Source organism: Streptomyces sp. NPDC000410, assembly GCF_040300305.1.
GTDB lineage: Bacteria > Actinomycetota > Actinomycetes > Streptomycetales > Streptomycetaceae > Streptomyces.
Window position 1 is genome coordinate 129,622 of the sequence record NZ_JBEPDM010000015.1, and the last position, 17,432, is coordinate 147,053.

The 17,432-nt window shown below is 72.1% G+C and carries 15 protein-coding genes; 6 read left to right on the top strand and 9 right to left on the bottom strand.

Translation table 11 applies throughout. The features are described from left to right. Window positions 1–227: 227 nt before the first annotated feature. Both ABT342_RS18170 and ABT342_RS18175 read left to right on the top strand, forming a co-directional pair. Window positions 228–371 (top strand): hypothetical protein, encoded by a 144-nt coding sequence (locus ABT342_RS18170; RefSeq protein ID WP_351574224.1) that lies wholly within the window; start codon window positions 228–230, stop codon window positions 369–371. Window positions 372–582: 211 nt separating this feature from the next. Next, on the top strand, window positions 583–2,229 hold the full coding sequence (locus tag ABT342_RS18175; RefSeq protein WP_351574227.1) for a DNA repair helicase XPB: 1,647 nt from the start codon (window positions 583–585) through the stop codon (window positions 2,227–2,229). On the opposite strand, the gene ABT342_RS18180 is transcribed toward ABT342_RS18175, so the two are convergent. Beyond that, on the bottom strand, window positions 2,192–2,434 hold the full coding sequence (locus ABT342_RS18180; RefSeq protein WP_351574230.1) for a hypothetical protein: 243 nt from the start codon (window positions 2,432–2,434) through the stop codon (window positions 2,192–2,194). The two genes, ABT342_RS18175 and ABT342_RS18180, sit on opposite strands and share 38 nt — an antisense overlap. A 58-nt stretch (window positions 2,435–2,492) precedes the next feature. Between ABT342_RS18180 and ABT342_RS18185 the strand changes: the two genes are divergently transcribed. Beyond that, complete coding sequence (locus tag ABT342_RS18185) at window positions 2,493–3,968, top strand: membrane-associated oxidoreductase (protein ID WP_351574233.1); 1,476 nt, start codon at window positions 2,493–2,495, stop codon at window positions 3,966–3,968. Window positions 3,969–4,011: 43 nt separating this feature from the next. Here ABT342_RS18185 and ABT342_RS18190 read toward each other — a convergent pair whose 3' ends face one another. Then, the gene (locus ABT342_RS18190; protein ID WP_351574236.1) at window positions 4,012–4,407 is read right to left on the bottom strand and encodes a hypothetical protein; all 396 of its coding nucleotides are present in this window, start codon (window positions 4,405–4,407) and stop codon (window positions 4,012–4,014) included. A gap of 83 nt (window positions 4,408–4,490) precedes the next feature. Continuing rightward, window positions 4,491–4,679: a hypothetical protein gene (locus ABT342_RS18195; protein WP_351574239.1), complete on the bottom strand. Its 189-nt coding sequence runs from the start codon at window positions 4,677–4,679 to the stop codon at window positions 4,491–4,493. A gap of 333 nt (window positions 4,680–5,012) precedes the next feature. Here ABT342_RS18195 and ABT342_RS18200 point away from each other — a divergent pair, with 333 nt between their 5' ends. Both ABT342_RS18200 and ABT342_RS18205 read left to right on the top strand, forming a co-directional pair. After that, on the top strand, window positions 5,013–7,115 hold the full coding sequence (locus ABT342_RS18200; RefSeq protein WP_351574242.1) for a HelD family protein: 2,103 nt from the start codon (window positions 5,013–5,015) through the stop codon (window positions 7,113–7,115). 96 nt (window positions 7,116–7,211) lie between these two features. Further along, window positions 7,212–8,123, top strand: coding sequence for a transaldolase family protein (locus tag ABT342_RS18205; RefSeq protein WP_351574245.1), 912 nt, complete (start codon window positions 7,212–7,214; stop codon window positions 8,121–8,123). 36 nt (window positions 8,124–8,159) lie between these two features. On the opposite strand, the gene pabB is transcribed toward ABT342_RS18205, so the two are convergent. Both pabB and ABT342_RS18215 read right to left on the bottom strand, forming a co-directional pair. Beyond that, window positions 8,160–10,262, bottom strand: coding sequence for an aminodeoxychorismate synthase component I (gene pabB / locus ABT342_RS18210; protein WP_351574248.1), 2,103 nt, complete (start codon window positions 10,260–10,262; stop codon window positions 8,160–8,162). Window positions 10,263–10,311: 49 nt separating this feature from the next. Further along, window positions 10,312–11,121 (bottom strand): methyltransferase domain-containing protein, encoded by an 810-nt coding sequence (locus ABT342_RS18215; protein WP_351574251.1) that lies wholly within the window; start codon window positions 11,119–11,121, stop codon window positions 10,312–10,314. A gap of 247 nt (window positions 11,122–11,368) precedes the next feature. Here ABT342_RS18215 and ABT342_RS18220 point away from each other — a divergent pair, with 247 nt between their 5' ends. Continuing rightward, window positions 11,369–13,411 carry a helix-turn-helix domain-containing protein gene (locus tag ABT342_RS18220; RefSeq protein ID WP_351574254.1) on the top strand — a complete coding sequence of 681 codons (2,043 nt, stop codon included), beginning with the start codon at window positions 11,369–11,371 and terminating at the stop codon, window positions 13,409–13,411. 64 nt (window positions 13,412–13,475) lie between these two features. Here ABT342_RS18220 and ABT342_RS18225 read toward each other — a convergent pair whose 3' ends face one another. The 4 genes from ABT342_RS18225 to ABT342_RS18240 form a co-directional block, all read right to left on the bottom strand. Beyond that, the gene (locus tag ABT342_RS18225) at window positions 13,476–14,759 is read right to left on the bottom strand and encodes an IS701 family transposase (RefSeq protein WP_351574257.1); all 1,284 of its coding nucleotides are present in this window, start codon (window positions 14,757–14,759) and stop codon (window positions 13,476–13,478) included. A gap of 459 nt (window positions 14,760–15,218) precedes the next feature. Beyond that, on the bottom strand, window positions 15,219–16,166 hold the full coding sequence (gene glpX / locus ABT342_RS18230; RefSeq protein WP_502965564.1) for a class II fructose-bisphosphatase: 948 nt from the start codon (window positions 16,164–16,166) through the stop codon (window positions 15,219–15,221). After that, window positions 16,159–17,151 (bottom strand): transaldolase family protein, encoded by a 993-nt coding sequence (locus tag ABT342_RS18235; RefSeq protein ID WP_351574263.1) that lies wholly within the window; start codon window positions 17,149–17,151, stop codon window positions 16,159–16,161. The genes glpX and ABT342_RS18235 overlap by 8 nt, the downstream gene beginning before the upstream one ends. Before the next feature lie 68 nt (window positions 17,152–17,219). Further along, a partial coding sequence (locus tag ABT342_RS18240; RefSeq protein WP_351574266.1) for a 2-oxo acid dehydrogenase subunit E2 occupies window positions 17,220–17,432 on the bottom strand: 213 nt, incomplete at its 5' end.

A 17,432-nucleotide genomic window follows, 5' to 3' on the forward strand; every position in this document is an offset into this window, starting at 1 on the left:
CCCGCGCACCGCGTGAAATGAGGTAGTTCCATGCGTCGCATCACGACCGTTCTGTTCTCCGCCGTCGCGTTCCTCGGCGCCCTGTCCGCACCGGCCGCCGCGATCGGCATCGACCTGGGCGGCGGTCTCACGCTCTAGCCGCTGCCGCCGAATCGAGGGACGGCTCGCGCCACCGTCCCGGCGCGGGTCGCCCCGGCCCCTCCCGACAGAAGGACAGAATGGCCAACATGCGCCGTCTCGTGACCGCCCTCGCCGCGGCCGCCCTACTCGCCCTGGCCGCATCCCCCGCCGCCGCGAACCCCTTGCCGCTGCCCCTCACCACCCAGGAGATCCAGATCGAAGGGCCGTTGATCCAGAACATCGCGCTCTGAAACGTCCTGCTCGGAAGCGTCCTGCTCGGAAGCGTCGCGCTTTGACCGGAGCGTTCGAGATCCCGGAGCGCTCCGGGATCCGGAGGTTCGAGACGCCCGCCCCGCTCGCGGGAACGGCGTCGGTGTGGCCGAGGCCACTCGGCCACACCGCCCGATAAGGCAGACTGGAGGTTTGGCCGCACCGGCGACGCCACGAAGAAAGGGCACCCGCGTGAACGGACCGCTCATCGTCCAGAGCGACAAGACCCTCCTGCTCGAGGTCGACCACGAGCAGGCCGACGCGTGCCGTCGCGCCATCGCTCCGTTCGCGGAGCTCGAGCGCGCCCCCGAGCACATCCACACGTACCGCATCACCCCGCTCGGCCTGTGGAACGCCCGCGCGGCCGGGCACGACGCCGAGCAGGTCGTGGACGCGCTCGTCGAGTACTCCCGCTACCCCGTGCCGCACGCGCTGCTCGTCGACGTCGCCGAGACGATGGCCCGGTACGGCCGGCTCACGCTGCTCAAGCACCCCACCCACGGGCTGGTGCTCACCACCACCGACCGCCCGGTCCTGGAGGAGATCCTCCGCTCCAAGAAGGTCCAGCCGCTGGTCGGGGCCCGGCTCGACCCGGACACGGTCGTCGTGCACCCGAGCGAGCGCGGGCAGATCAAGCAGACCCTGCTGAAGCTCGGCTGGCCGGCCGAGGACCACGCCGGTTACGTGGACGGCGAGGCGCACCGCATCGATCTGCACGAGTCGGGCTGGGCCCTGCGGCCGTACCAGAAGCAGGCCGTCGAGGGCTTCTGGCACGGCGGCTCCGGTGTGGTCGTCCTGCCGTGCGGCGCCGGGAAGACGCTGGTCGGCGCGGGGGCGATGGCCCAGGCGAAGGCGACGACGCTGATCCTCGTCACCAACACCGTCTCGGCCCGGCAGTGGAAGCACGAGCTGGTCAAGCGGACCTCGCTCACCGAGGACGAGATCGGTGAGTACAGCGGGACGAAGAAGGAGATCCGCCCCGTCACCATCGCCACGTACCAGGTGCTGACGACGAAGCGGAAGGGGATCTACCCCCACCTGGAGCTGTTCGACTCCCGGGACTGGGGCCTGATCGTCTACGACGAGGTGCATCTGCTGCCCGCCCCGGTCTTCAAGTTCACCGCGGATCTGCAGGCACGACGGCGGCTCGGGCTGACCGCGACGCTCGTACGCGAGGACGGCCGCGAGTCGGACGTCTTCTCGCTCATCGGCCCGAAGCGCTTCGACGCGCCCTGGAAGGAGATCGAGGCGCAGGGCTACATCGCCCCGGCGGACTGTGTCGAGGTCCGGGTCAATCTGACCGACTCGGAGCGCCTCGCGTACGCGACGGCCGAGACCGAGGAGAAGTACCGCTTCTGCGCGACGACGGCGACGAAGCGGAAGGTGACGGAGGCGCTGGTCCGGAAGTTCGCGGGTCAGCAGACCCTCGTCATCGGCCAGTACATCGACCAGCTCGACGAGCTCGGCGAGCACCTGGACGCGCCGGTCATCAAGGGCGAGACGTCCAACGCGCAGCGCGAGAAGCTCTTCGACGCGTTCCGCAACGGGGAGATCAGCGTGCTGGTCGTCTCGAAGGTGGCCAACTTCTCGATCGACCTGCCCGAGGCGACGGTCGCGATCCAGGTGTCCGGCACGTTCGGGTCACGGCAGGAGGAGGCACAGCGCCTCGGCCGCGTCCTGCGCCCGAAGGCGGACGGCCACCAGGCCCACTTCTACTCGGTGGTCGCGCGCGACACGATCGACCAGGACTTCGCGGCACACCGCCAGCGGTTCCTGGCCGAGCAGGGGTACGCGTACCGGATCATGGACGCGGACGAGCTGCTGGCGGACGGCAGTTGACGCTGCGGGCGACGATCCCGGCGCGGTGGACGGCCGTCCCGGCACGGTATACGGCGATCCCGGCGGGGTGGACGGCGATCCCGGCACGGTATACGGCGATCCCGGCGCCGTGGACGGCGATCCTGGCACGGTATACGGCGATCCCGGCGCCGTGGACGGCGATCCCGGCACGGCGGACGAAGACCCCGGCGCGGTGGAACGGCAACCTTCGCACCGTGGACGGCAGTTGACACTCCCGAGCGGGCCGGGACACGATCCCGCCGATGGAGATCAACGACCTGACACCGGCGGAACGGCGCGTCTGGGAGGCGTTCCCGCGCGGCGAAGTCGTCGACTTCCGTGAGGACCCCGACGACGACCCGGCCGCAGGCGCGTCCTGGGGACCCGAGCGGAGCGTGCGCGCCGAGGTGCTGCGGGCGCTGCTGCTCAACGGGCCGGCACGGGACGGTGAGATACCGGGCCTGAACGTGCGCGGGGCCCGCGTCACGGGACAGCTGAACCTCAAGTACGGCGATGTCGAGCACCCCGTACGGCTGCGGTCCTGCTTCTTCGAGCAGACTCCGGAGCTGTACGGGGCGCGGGTCCGGGCGCTGGTGCTGACCGACTCGGTGCTGCCGGGGTTCAGCGCCTCGGCCCTCCGCGCCGAGGTGGTCCTGCGGCTCACCTGCTGCCGGATAGCCGGTCCGGTACGGCTCTCCGGGGCGCACCTGGCCGGGTTCTTCCTCAACGACGCGCGGCTGGGCACGCCGGGCGGCGCCACGAGCGAGCCGCAGAAGGCGGCCCTCCAGCTCAACCACGCGGTGATCGGCACCGACGTATGGGCCGTCGGCCTCGTCTCCCACGGCCAGATCCGGCTGAACGGCACCACCGTCGCCGGCCTGGTCAACCTCGACGACGCCGAACTGCACGCGCCCGGCGACACCGCCCTGCACGCCGAGACCCTGTCCGTCGGCACCGATCTGCGCGCCATGCGGCTGCGCGCCCACGGCCGGGTCAATCTGACCGGGGCCAGGATCCCCGGCCAGCTCAATCTCGCCTACGCCCGGCTGTCCAAACCCGGCGGCCAGGCGCTGCGCGCGAGCAGCTGTGTCATCGGCGAGCTGTGGCTGCGCGAGGCCGCCCCGATCGAAGGCTCCGTGAATCTGCGCCGCGCCCAGCTCGACCTGCTGCACGTGCCGCCGGAGGTGTGGCCGGACGAGGTGAGGCTCGAAGGTCTCACCTACCGCAGCCTCGCCCCGCTGCTGCCCGCCGAGCAGCGGCTGCCGTTGCTGGAGCGGGAGGTAGCGGGGTATGTGCCGTACGCATACGAGCAGTTGACGGCCGCCTACCGGACGGCGGGCGACGAGGCGGCGGCCCGTACCGTCCAGCTCACCAAGCTGCGCCGCCACCGCCGGACGCTGCCCCGCTACGCCAGGTTCTGGGGCCACCTCCAGGACGTGACCGTCGGCTACGGCTTCCGCCCGATGCGGGCCGCCGGATGGCTGCTGGCACTGCTGCTCACGGGCTCCGTGGTGTTCGCGTTGGACCATCCGCGCGCCCTGAAAGCCGGGGAGGCGCCCGACTTCAACCCCGTCTTCTACACGCTCGATCTGCTGCTGCCGATCATCGGCTTCGGGCAGGAGGCGGCCTTCGCGCCGGAGGGCGGGCACCAGTGGCTGTCGTATCTGCTGATCGTCACGGGCTGGATCCTCGCCACGACGACCGCGGCGGGCGTCAGCCGCTCGCTGCGGCGCCAGTAGCCCCGGCGGGGTCAGCCGATCAGGGCCGGTAGCCCCCGCCGGGTCAGCCGATCAGGGCCACGATCGGGCCGGCGAACATCAGCCCGTACTGGGCGACGACGGCCCCGGCCCGGACGCGGCGCGGGATCGCGCCGCGCGGGATCGCCGCCGCGCCGAGGCCGGCCGCCCCGGAGAGGCCCAGCGACCACATGGACGCCTCGATGGCGGAGGGGGCGACGTGGTCGTCACCGTGCCCGACCGCGCCGTCCACGATGATCCCCACCGTGAGGAGGAAGGCGAGCAGGAGCACGCCGAGGCCGATCCCGGCCGTCACGCGCAGCGCACGGACGGACATGTGGCCTTCGGCGTCCGTGGCATCCGTCGCGTCCGTCGCGTCCGCGGGGGCGTCCGTGGCGTCCGCGAGGGTGTTTGTCGCGTCTGCGGGGGTGTTCGTCGTCATGCCCCGATTCCATCAGCGGGGCGGGGCCGGGGCCCGTGGTCACGTACTCAGCGGGCGCCCGCTCCGGTACTCATCCTGGCCCGTCAGCGGTGGCGGACGACGCCCGCCTCTTCGCCGTACTCCCCGAGGATCACGACATCGAAGGCCGCGGTCGCGAAGACCTTGACCGCGCGCAGGGCGCTGCCGAGGCGATGGGTGTGGTGGGTGATGGCTCCGGTGGCGGTGGCGCCGCGCACCGGCCGGGTGGCGTGGTGGAAGGTCGCAGTGCTCATGTCTCCATGATGCGATCCGAGCACCGCCAGGGCATCGGTCCATGGATGGAACCCCGGTCGCGGGCGTGTACGACTTCCGGCATACGGCGTCCCCTACGGGACGGACCCGCGCCCACGAGCCGCCTAGGGGCCACGTACGCGCCGCGTACGCACCCACCCGCCGACCGCCCACGGCCCGCGCGGAAAACCATTCGCTGCGGGCCGTGGCACTGACTACAATCGCCCGTCTTGCCCGCCTCCCGCCGGTCTCGTCGAGGAGTGCCGCCGTCCGGACGGAAACCGGACGCGCAGCCCTGCCGTACACCCACGCACCCACCTTCCGGAGGCAGCACCGTGTCCGCGCACGACGACCCGCTCGTAGACCCGCCGGCAGACCCGGCGGCAGACCCCCTCGTACGGGAACGCGCCCACCTGACCTCGTCGCGCGCCGCGCTGCGCGCCATGCGCGAGGACGTCCAGGCCCTCGACATCCGCGACGTCACCGCGAACTGGGTCAACGCGAAGGTCCTGGAGGCACAGATCGAGGAACGGATCAAGGCGCTCGCGGACCTCTCCCACACCCCGCTGTTCTTCGGCCGGCTCGACTATCTGCACACCACGCAGGAGGGGCAACGCCCGCCGCAGGAGGCGGCTTATACAACACTGCACATCGGCCGGCGCCATGTCCACGACGGCGACGGCGACCCCATGGTCATCGACTGGCGCGCGCCCGTCTCCCAGCCGTTCTACCGGGCGTCGAAGCAGGCCCCGATGGACGTGGCCCTGCGGCGCCGCTTCGGGTACACGGGCGGTGAGCTCACCGCGTACGAGGACGAGCACCTCAGCGATCCGGCCGAGGCGGCGAGGACCAGCAAGCTGCTCCAGGCGGAGATCGAGCGGCCGCGCGTCGGCCCCATGCGGGACATCGTCGCGACGATCCAGCCCGAGCAGGACGAGATCGTCCGGTCGGGGCTGGGCGGGAGCGTGTGCGTCCAGGGTGGTCCCGGCACCGGGAAGACGGCCGTCGGTCTGCACCGGGTGGCGTATCTGCTGTACGCGCACCGGGAGCGGCTGGCCCGTACCGGCACGCTGGTCATCGGGCCGAACCGGTCCTTCCTGCACTACATCGAGCAAGTGCTTCCCGCCCTGGGCGAGTTGGAGGTCAAGCAGGCGACGGTCGACGACCTGGTCGCCCACGTCGAGGTGCGGGGTAAGGACGAGGCCGCGACGGCGGTGGTCAAGGGAGACGCCCGGATGGCGGAGGTGCTGCGGCGGGCGGTCCGCTCCCACGTCACGCTGCCGGACGAGGCGCTGATGGTCGTACGGGGATCACGGCGCTGGCGCATCCCCGGGTACGAACTGGAGGAGATCGTCAGGGAGCTGCTCGACCGCGACATCCGGTACGGCGCCGCCCGCGACGCCCTTCCGCAGCGCATCGCGCACGCCGTGCTCGTCCGCATGGAGGCCGCGGGCGAAGCGCCCGACGACCGGGTGCAGGACGCGGTCGCCCGCAACGCGGCGGTCAAGGCGGCGGTCAAGGCGATCTGGCCGCCGGTCGACCCGGCGAAGCTGGTGCTGCGGCTGCTGTCCGACGCGGAGTTCCTCGCGGAGCACGCGCAGGGGCTGCTGAGCCCGGACGAGCAGAAGACGCTGCTGTGGGCCAAGCCGCCGCGGTCGGTGCGGTCGGCGAAGTGGTCGGCGGCGGACGCGGTGCTCATCGACGAGGCGAACGACCTGGTCGAGCGCACGCACTCGCTCGGCCACGTGGTGCTCGACGAGGCCCAGGACCTGTCCCCGATGCAGTACCGGGCGGTGGGCCGGCGCTGTTCGACCGGCTCGGCCACGGTGCTCGGGGATCTGGCACAGGGGACGACCCCGTGGGCGACGGAGAGCTGGGCCGAGGCGCTCACGCACCTGGGCAAGCCGGACGCGGCGGTGGAGGAGCTGACGGCCGGCTTCCGCGTACCGCGCGAGGTCATCGCGTACGCGTCACGGCTGCTGCCGCACATGTCGCCGGGACTGGCGCAGGTGCGGTCGGTGCGGGAGTCCCCGGGATCGCTGGAGGTACGGCACGTCACGGCCGACGCGGCGGTACTGGCCGCCTGCGAGGAGGCACTGCGGAACGAGGGCTCCATCGGGCTCATCGCCGCCGACGCGCGTGTCCCCGTGCTCGCGGAGGCGCTGGCCGGGGCCGGGATGTCGTACCTCTCCCCCGGCCAGGAGACGACCGCCGAGTCCCGGCTCACGCTCGTCCCGGCGTCCCTCGCCAAGGGCCTCGAGTACGACTACGTGGTCCTGGACGAGCCCGCCGCGATCGTCGACGGCGAACCGGACGAGCGCACCGGGCTGCGTCGGCTGTACGTCTGCCTGACCCGTGCGGTGTCCGGGCTGTCGGTCGTCCACGGCGCACCGCTGCCGCCGCAGCTCGGCACGCCGACGGCCTCGACGACGACCTGACGACGGCTTGACGACGACCTGACAGAGTCCGCCAGAACTTGGCGGATTCCAGGACCTGTTGCCATCTACACGGATCGGTTCCCCTAACGTCGAAGGGTGATCAGTGCTCAGGCCGGACAGGTCCTCGAGGAGCTTGCCGCCGAAGGGGTGCGGCCCTGGCTGGCGTGGCCGGACGCGCGGCCGCCGGGCCCCGATGTCGTACGGCACGGGTTCCACGGCGTCGCGATGCCGCCCGGCGCCCCCCTCAGCGCGGTACGGGCGGCGTGCGACGCACTGCTCGGCGCCGGTGCCGGCGGCACGGTGACCGTGGCGGTGGCGGCACCCGATCCCGGTGCGGCCGGCGACGCGGACGCGTGGGTGGCGGCGGCGCGGATGCTGCGGGTCGGGGTGGACCGGCCGAATCTGATGGTGGGCGTGCCGGCGACGAAGGCCGGGACCGGCGCCGTCGCCGACTGCCTCGCCGAGGGGATCGGAGTGAACTCGACTTCGGTCTTCTCGGTGGAGCAGTACCGCGCCGTGCTGGACGCCCAGCTCACCGGTCTCGAACGAGCGTTGGCGAACGGGATGGACCTGGCCGGGCTGGTCACGGCCGCCTCCTTCGCCCTGGGGCCGCTGGACGCGGAGGTGAACGCTCGGCTCGACCGGCTGCCGGGCGGCGCGGGGCACGCGCTGCGGGACACGGCGGGGCTGGCCACCGCCCGCCTGGCGCACCGGATGCGCGAGGAGCGACTGGCCGACGAGTGGTGGCGGGTGCTGCGGGTGGGCGGGGCCCGGCCGCCGATGCTGATGTGGACGGAGACGGGACCGGCGCACGTGGCGGCGCTGGTGGGGTGGAACACGGTGCACGTGATGACGGCGGACACGGTGGAGGCGGCCGCGGTGCGGGGCGGGTTGGGCGGCGACACGCTGCTGGGGCAGCACGAGTGGGCCGCGCGGACGCTGCGCGACCTTGCCGCGAAGGGCGTCGAGGTGGGCCGGGTGGCGGAGGGGTTGGCCGGGGGTACGTAGGGCGGGGGCGGGGGCTCCGCCCTACGTACCCGCGCCTCAAGCGCCGGCGGGGCCGGCAACGGCGGCGCCGACCCGACCGGGAAACTCCCTGCCCGTCAGCGCGAGGAAAGGCGCCGCCTTCACCGCTGTCTCCTCGAATTCCGCCGACGGGTCGGACAGCGCCACGATCGCGCCGCCCACCCCGTACCGCACGCGGTCAGGGGTGACCACAGCCGTGCGGATGACGATGCTCAGGTCGGCGGCGCCGGAGAGCGAAAGGTAGCCGATCGCGCCGGAGTAGACGCCACGGGCACCGTTCTCCAGCCGGTCGATGATCTGCATGGTGCGGACCTTCGGGGCGCCGGTCATCGAACCGCCGGGGAAGGCGGAGCGTACGCAGCGCACGGCCGTGCTGTCGGCGCGCAGGCGGGCGGTGACCTTGCTGACGAGCTGGTGGACGGTCGCGTACGTCTCGACGGTGAAGATCTCGTCGGCCCGGACGGAGCCGATCTCGGCGCACCGGCCGAGGTCGTTGCGTACGAGATCCACGATCATGAGGTTCTCGGCGCGGTCCTTCTCGTCGGTCAGCAGGCTCGCGACGAGGGCGGCGTCCTCGTCCGGGGTGGCGCCGCGCGGGCGGGTGCCCTTGATGGGCTTGGACTCGATGTGGCCGTCGGCGGAGATGCGCAGGAACCGCTCGGGGGACGTGGAGAGTACGGACACCTCGCCGAACTGGAGCAGCGCGCCGAACGGGGCCGGGCTGGTCCGGCGCAGGAAACGGTAGCCCTGCCAGGGGTCGAGGGCGCCGCGGGCCTCGGCCGTGTTCGTCAGGCAGATCTCGTAACTCTCACCGGCCGCGATCTCCTCCTGGCAGTCGGCGATCAGCTGGAGGTACTCCTCGCGGCTGTGGCGCAGGCGTATCTCGCCGAGGGCGGTGGGCGGCTCGGGTGGCGCCGCGGGCACGGCACCGTCGAGCGCGGTGAGGCGCCGCTCGGTCCGGGCGAGCCAGGCACGGGCCTCCCGTTCCTCGCCGTCCTCGGCGAGGGCGAGGAGATACGTCGTACCCGTCTCGTGGTCGAGGACGAGGGCCCGGTCCGCGAAGACCATGACCGCGTCGGGCTCTTCGGAGGGATGGACGAACTCGCCGCCGCACTCGGCCTTGAGCTCGTAGCCGAGGTAGCCGGTCCAGCCGAGCGTGAAGTCGCAGGGCAGCGGCGGTATTTCGGTGTCGAGCGAGGCGAGGTCCCGGTCGAGCCAGTCCAGGAAGGGGCCCGCGAAGGTCTGTTCCGTTCCGGCGGATCGTACGGTGACCGTGCCGCTGGCCACGTCGGCCGTCGCCACCCGGGCGAGCGGGCCGGACGCGTCACCCATGACCGAGAACCTGCCCTGGCTGTCACGCCGGCTGCTGTCCAGCCAGAAGGCGTGGTCACCGCCGCGGAACAGCCGGTCGAAGACGGTCTCGTCGTCGCAGCGGGTGGGCAGCTGGGCCGCGAGTACCTTCAGCGAGCGGGTGCGGGCGGGGGCGGCTTCCGCGACGGGGGCGGGGGCGACCGCGGAGGCGGCCGTCGAGAGCACCACCGAACGGTCCGCTGTCGCCAACTCATAGAAGTTGGCGAGCAGTTCATGGCCGTACCGGGTGCAGATGGACTCGGGATGGAACTGCACCCCCCACATCGGCCGCTCCCGGTGCCGCAGCCCCATCACCACCCCGTCCGGCGTCCACGCGGTGACCTCCAGCTCGTCCGGCAGATCGGTCACGGCGAGCGAGTGGTAGCGCACCACCTCAAGGGGCGAGGGCAGTCCCGCGAACAGCCCGTTTCCCTCGTGCAGTACGGGCGAGGTGCGGCCGTGCCGGGGTTCGGGGGCGCGGCCCACGGTCGCCCCGTGCAGCAGTCCGATGCCCTGGTGGCCGAGGCAGATCCCGAGGAGCGGCAGTCGCGTGCGTTCGATGATCTCGCGGCAGATGCCGAAGTCGCCGCCGCGGCCGGGGGTTCCGGGGCCGGGCGAGACGATGACGTTGTCGAACTCCTCCAGCATCGCCGGGTGCCAGTGCGGGTCGTCGTTGCGGACGACCACCGGTTCCTGACCGCTGACCTGCGCCAGGTAGTGGAAGAGGTTGTAGGTGAAGGAGTCGTAGTTGTCGACGAGCAGCGTACGCACGGAAGTCTCGGTTCTCCTCGGTCCGGCAGAAGAAAGCGCGAGCGGCCGGTCAGGCCGCGACGGGCACGATCTGGAGCAGCATGTGCTCGACCATGTCATTGCCGTACTCGCCCTCGCAGACCCGGTACGCACTCAGGGTGTGCAGCTCGCGGCGGCATTCGTCGGCGATGCGGTAGAGGGCCGGCAGATCGCCCCGGCTGCTGAAGTGCAGCAGGGCCCGGCCGCCCTCGGTGATCCAGCGCGGCGCCTGCTCCAGGTAGCGGCGGTGGGCCCGGTAGCCGGTGTCCACGTAGGCCCGCTCGTGGACCGACGCGTACTCGTAGTTGTCGGGGCCCAGCACGTAGTTGGAGCTCCAGAAGACGGTGTCGAAGCGCTCCGCGTCGCCGAGTCCGGAGAACAGGTCGCTGTGCACGGCCCTCACCCGGTCCGTCACGCCGTGCCGTTCCGCGTTGATCGCCGCGTTCTCCACCGCCCGGGGGCTGATGTCCGAGGCCACGACCCGCTCGTACCCGCCCAGCGCGGCGGCCACGGCGATGACGCCCGTGCCGCAGCCGATCTCCAGGAAGGAGCCACCGTGGGCCCCGTGGCCGTCGGTGCCGCCGTCGGATCCGCTCAGGCCGAGGAAGTCCAGGGCCACGCCGGTCGACGGCGAGTAGACCGGGGCGAACACCTCGTCCAGCAGGTCCCACTCGCGGCCGCCCAGCGTGAAAGTGCTGGGACGGTCCGCACGGGTCAGCGACTGGCGGCTGCGCTCCAGCGAACGCTCGTAGCTCTGCACCTGCGGCGCCCGAGCGATTTCAGTGACCTGAGCGATCTGAGTGACCTGAGTGGCCTGTGTGACCTGCGACACGTACGACATGGCTCCCCCACCGGTTCATGAGCGGCGCTACTCTCCGCAACGCCTGCCTGCTCAGCGTGGTGTGCGGGGGTGCTCCGGCGGAAGGTGATCAGGCGACACTGTCCACCTGATGGACGGTGCTCACACCACCGTCAGGGCCTCTGACCTGCGCATGTGGTCTTGTTCCGTTGTTGACCAACCCAAGAGGAGCGGATTACGTTGCCGGTGGGGAGTGGGATCTTCATGCTCTAGGGGGAGGGGCTACATCATGCTGCCGGAGGGCGGATCGCTCGACGGGTACGCGTTCACCATGCTTGAACTGCTGGCCCAGGAGGCGCCTCCGGAGCGCTTCGAGGATCTCGTCCGGCAGGCGCGGTCCGCCGGCGCGACCGAGGACGAACTGGTCCGGCTTGCCGCGGCGAAGGAACGCTCTCTGGACATCCGGCAGCTGTTCGGCCGGCGCCAGCAGCGCGAGGCCGGGCTGTCCGCGCTGGTGGACACCGCCCGCGACCTCACCCTGCCGTACAGCCTGGACACCTTGCTCAAGGTCATCACCCGGCGGGCCCGGCTGCTGCTGGGACTGGACATGTCGTGGGTGAGCCTCTACGACTCCAAGGCCGGGCTGTCGCACGTGCGGGCCGCGGACGGGAACGCGTCGGCGATCACCGTCGGGTTCAAGGTGCCGGTGGGCGGCGGCGTCGGCGAGCCCGCGCGGGAACGTTCCGCCCCGTTCTGGACCCCCGACTACCTGCGCGACGAGGGCTTCGTGCACGACGAGGTCATCGACAACGTGGTGCGGACGGAGGGGCTGCGCGCCATCATGGCCGTGCCGCTGCGGCACGAGCACTCGACGTTCGGGGTGCTCTACGTCGCGGACCGCAACGTCCGGCACTTCCTGCCCGACGAGGTCTCCCTGATGACCTCGCTGGCCGACCTCGCCGCCGTCGCCATCGAGCGGACCACGCTGCTGGAGCAGGCCCAGGCCGAGGTCACCGAGCTGGAGCTGGACACCTCGCGGGCCATGGACTCCTCCGCCGCCGCGCGCCGGCTGCACAGCACCCACAGCGAACTGATCGACATGGTGCTGGGCGGAAGCGATCTGCACGCCCTGGTGAACCGGGCGGCCGCCGAGCTGGACGGGTCGCTGCTGGTACGGGGGACGGCCGGCAAGGACCTCGCGAGCACTGACGATTTTCCGAGGCAGGGCGGCGCGGGCTCGGGCGCCGGGACTGCCGGGTCCGGGTCCCGCTCAGGTGAGTCCGCCGGTACGGACGTGGTGCGCGTGGACGAGGAATCGCTCGACCGCGCCTGTCTGGACGCGCACGCCGAGGGCGAACCCGTACGGTGCGCCGACGGACCAGAACTGTGGGCGTGCCCGGTCACCGGCGGCACGGAGAGCCTCGGCACGCTCGTACTGCACCGCGACGGACCGCCTTCCGACGTCCAGTTGCAGCTGCTCGGCCTGGTCTCGCAGACCGTCGCCGTGCTGCTGCTGATGCAGCGCAGTACGGCGGTGGCCGAGGGCCAGGTCCGCGACGAGCTCTTCCACGACCTGCTCAACGCGTCCCTGCTGCCGCCGGACCAGCTCGCGGCACGCGCCCGGCGGCTCGCGGTCGACCTCACCGACCCGCATGTCGTGGTGGTGGCCCGCCCCGAGGGCGGGGCGCAGGGCCGGGCCGTCGTATGGGCGTCGTCGTACGCGCACCGGCTGTCGGGGCTCAAATACGCCGACGGGGGCCGCATCGTGCTGCTGCTGCCGGGCGACGACCCGACGGCCGCGGCCAACGCGGTGTCGCGCGAGCTGTCCACGGTGCTCGGGCATCCAGTGACGGTCGGCACGGCCGGCCCGGTCACCACGCCGGACGCCGTCAAGCGCACCTACCAGGAGGCACAGCGCTGCCTGGACGCGCTCACCGCGCTCGGCGGCACAGGGGGCACGGCGTCACAGCGGGAACTGGGGTTCCTGGGGCTGCTGCTGTCCGACAAACACGACATCGACGGGTTCATCTGCTCGGCCATCGGGCCCGTACTGGACTACGACAGCCAGCAGTCGACCGAGCTGCTGCGGACGCTGGAGTCGTACTTCACCTCCGGCAGCAGCCCCACCCGGGCGGCCGAGGCGCTGCACGTCCACCCGAACACCGTCTCGCGCCGGCTGGAGCGGATCGCCGAACTCCTCGGCGCGGACTGGCAGGAGCCGGCCCAGGCCCTCGAGGTCCAGCTGGCACTGCGCCTCCAGCGGGCCCGGCACATGCTGGGCGCCCGGGGTGGGACGGCCGGCCACCACCGGGCCGCGGACCCGGTCGCGTAGTGGGTGGGGGGTGGGTGGACGCCCGCGGCGGTCACCCCCCAACCCGCCACCACCCGCACCCGCATCACGCCGGCATCCCCGCCGCGTACATCCCGCCCCCAACCCCGACCCCTGTCCCGCCGAAGCCCCGGTATCCAGGCAGGTGGCTCGCGTCCGCCAGGGTTCTGGCCGTGTGGGCGATGGACGCGAGCGTGACGTGGCGGTGCCAGCCCCGGAAGGAGCGGCCCTCGAAGTCCCGCAGGCCGACCTGGTCGCCCACCGTCGCGCTGTCCCGGGCCACCCGCCGGGTCAGCTTGGTCAGCCGCAGCAGCGCGGGCACCGGCGTGCGGACCATGCTGGTCAGCCAGAAGTCCGTCGGCGGGCGGCGCGGATCGCGGTCGCGCCACTCCCCGACCAGCAGCAGTCCCTGCGGCTGCCCGGCACCCGTGCGGCGCGGCCGTGGCGCGGCGTCCGGCAGCACCACTCGTGCGGCCACCACCAAGGAGTCGCGCATGGTGCCCCGGCCACCATCAGGGTCGGTCCACTCCACGGGCCGGCGCAGCGCCCTGACCGAGTCGAGGATCTGCTGGGCGGTCAGCCGCCCAGCGCCGAAGCCCGGCATCGAAGGGTCGGCGACGGCGAGCCCGGTGGCCCCGGAGATCCGTACGAGCAGCGGCACCTCGGCGGCCCGGTGGCGCAGCACGGTCGCCCGTACGTCGGCGCCCGTCGCGCCCAGCACCACGGGAACGCGCGGGATGCGCCACTTCAGCATGGACTCGAGCACGGCGGCCGACGCGCACTCGTCCAGCGTCTCCGCGACTGCCTCGTCGGGGATCTCCGCCCTGCGGCGCCGCTCCTCGTTCCGCACCCAGTGATCCGGCAGATGCAGCCGCCAGTTGACCGGCGCGCTCATCTCCTCCGAGGCGAACCAGACACCGAACGCCTGCTGGCCGTTGGCCGACTGGCCGAGCTGCGGGACGAACCGCCGGTCCACGCCCACCGAGTGCTCCCCCACCTTGGGAATGGCCATCGGCTGCACCACCCATGCCTGTGGCGGCATGACGTCCTGCAGATAGCGGGCCAGTTCCTCCCGCATCGACGACCAGTCCCAGGTGGAGCCGGCGATGAAATGGTGCAGGCTCTGCTCGGCGGCGCCACCGCCGACGATCGTGGCAATCCTGCGCATGGACTTGCGGCCGTCGACCGCGAGCAGTCCGCGTACGTACTGCTCGGCCCGCCTGCGCTGATCCCTTCTGCGAAGGGCCGAAGGGAACAGCGCGGCGGACAACTCCGCCACCATGTCCGCCGGTTGTGCGATCTCCGCCCACCCCTGGGTCGCTTCATGCCCTGCGAAGACAGCTCTGCTCACGACACTCCTGCCTCTGCGCTCGCCGACTCTTGACCGGCTTCCACAGTGCCCCTCCACCGGCCGTCCGGAGGAGGTGTCGCGAGGACCCAATCGCCCGGCTCGATGGTGGCCACGCCACCACACAGCCTGGTCAGGTGTCGTACGTACGGCCCGAATCAGCCCTGCGGGTGTGGCGGGACCACCACCCCCCCGCTGCCGCCGGGGCCGCCTGCCCGTCCCGGCGTACGACCTGACGAGTCGGCGCATCCGGCGAAGTCCGGCGCACCTGAGCAGGAGCCGCCGCTCGCCTTGCGGCGCGTCCGGAGCGCTTCACACAGTGATCGGCATGGAGGACGCCCGCCGACCGGACGTTCACTCACATTCACTGGAGTACAGCCATGCACGGCACGGCACCGCCGGCCAACGGGGTACTGGCGGTCGCCCGCGCCGAGCGCACCGCATCGGCCCCGGCGCCGGTGTTCATATCCTGTGGGTGGAATCGAGCTGCCGGATCGTCCCGCTGCGCGAACGCATCACCAGCGACTGCGTCGTAGCCGCCCCCGTCCCGTACCGCACCCCCCGCAGCAGCTCGCCGTCCGTGATCCCGGTCGCGGCGAAGAACACGTTGTCGCCGCGCACCATGTCGTCCGCGGTCAGGACGCGGTCGAGCTCGTGGCCCGCCTCCAGCGCGGCACGCCGCTCCTGCGCGTCGCGCGGCCACAACCGGCCCTGGAGCGTGCCGCCCAGGCACTTGATCGCGCAGGCCGCGATGATGCCCTCCGGGGTACCGCCGATGCCGAGCAGCAGATCGACGCCGGTCCCCTCCCGTACGGCCATGATCGCGCCCGCCACGTCCCCGTCGCTGAGGAAGTTGATCCGGGCGCCCGCCGCGCGGATCTCGCGCACGATGTCGTCGTGGCGGGGCCGGTCGAGCACGGCGATGGTGATGTCCTCGGGGCGGCAGCCCTTCGCCTTGGCGACGCGGCGGACATTCACCGCCACCGGGGCGGTGATGTCCACGTAGTCGGCCGCCTCCGGGCCCGCGGCCAGCTTCTCCATGTAGTAGACGGCCGAGGGGTCGTACATCGCCCCCCGTTCGGCGGCCGCCAGCACGGCGATGGCGTTGGGCATGCCCTTGGCGGTGAGCGTGGTGCCGTCCACCGGGTCGACCGCGACGTCCACGGCCGCCCCGGTGCCGTCGCCGATGTGCTCACCGTTGTAGAGCATCGGAGCGTTGTCCTTCTCGCCCTCACCGATCACGACGATGCCGTCCATCGACACCGTGGAGACCAGCTCGCGCATGGCCCGGACGGCGGCCCCGTCCGCGGCGTTCTTGTCGCCCCTGCCGACCCAGCGGCCGGCCGCCAGGGCGGCGGCCTCCGTGACGCGGACCAGTTCGAGGGCGAGATTGCGGTCGAGGTCAGGCATGGGCGTAGCCCCTTTCCAGGTCCTGGACGACATCGTCGTAGCGGATGCCGAACCACTGCAGGTATCCGAAGAGCCGGTCCGCGCACTCGTACTCCCGGTGGGCCCGCGCACCGGTGATCCGCGCGCGTGCGGCGACCTGTTCGAGTGCGGCGGCGGGCAGTGCGGTGATGGTGCCGGGCGCGACGAGCTCCTCGACGTAGCGGGTGGCGCGCCGACCGGGGATACGGTCGTACGCGTCCGTCCACAGCAGCCGCTGCGGGCGGGCACCGGCCTCGGCGAGCGCCCGCCACTCGGGCCGTGTCCGTACGTCGTACGTCTCCGCGAAGACGCGGTGCGCCAGTCGGGCGCCGGCGAGGGCGGCCCGGCCGCGCAGCGCCTTCGACTCGTCGCTACCGGCCCGGTCGAGGAGCTTGTCGACCTCCATGTCCATCGGGCTCACCCGGAACGCGGCCGTCGACGCGATCGCCGACAGGTCCAGTCCGCGCCGGCGGGCCTGCTCAAGACCGGCGAGGTGCGCCGCCGCCACCTGGTGGTAGCGCTGCATGGAGAACACCGGGCCCGCCTGGACGCCGGTGCCCTCGGCGAGCAGCGGCGCGATGGCGGCGACACCGGCCACCGTCGCCGGTACGGATACGAGGAGGTTGGGCCGGCCGGTCTCCCGGGCGAGGTATCTGGCCGCGCGGACATGGGCGGCGGTGTCGGCGACGCGCCCGGCGGCGGATCCTACGGTGGAGGGGAGGGTGACCAGGCCGTCCCGGCCGCCGGTGCGCTCGTACTCGGGCAGCAGCAGATCGCAGGCCCAGCGCGCGACGTCGACGGCGTCGTCGTGGCCGATGTCCGCCTGGGCGAGGTCGAGTCCGGTGATCTGCCCGGCCGCCAGGAGCCGCCGGACGAGTCCTTGGTCCGGGGTGCCCGCGTCGCCGGCCTCCAGCCATACGGACACGCCCTCGGCGGACAGTCGGGCTACGGCGTTGCTCGTGCTCATGGGTTTCCTTCCTTGCCCATTCGGGGGCCATTCGAGGCCTGTCGAGGCCTGTCGAGGCCTGTCGAGGCCTATCCGAAGACGATGAGCTTCTTGGGGTTCTCGAGGATCGCGGCGGTGTCCGCCAGGACCTTGGAGCCGAGTTCGCCGTCGACCAGACGGTGATCGAAGGACAGCGCGAGGGTGGTGACCTGACGCGGCTTCACCTTGCCCTTGTGGACCCACGGCTGGAGCTTGATCGCACCGACCGCGAGAATCGCGGACTCGCCCGGGTTGAGGATCGG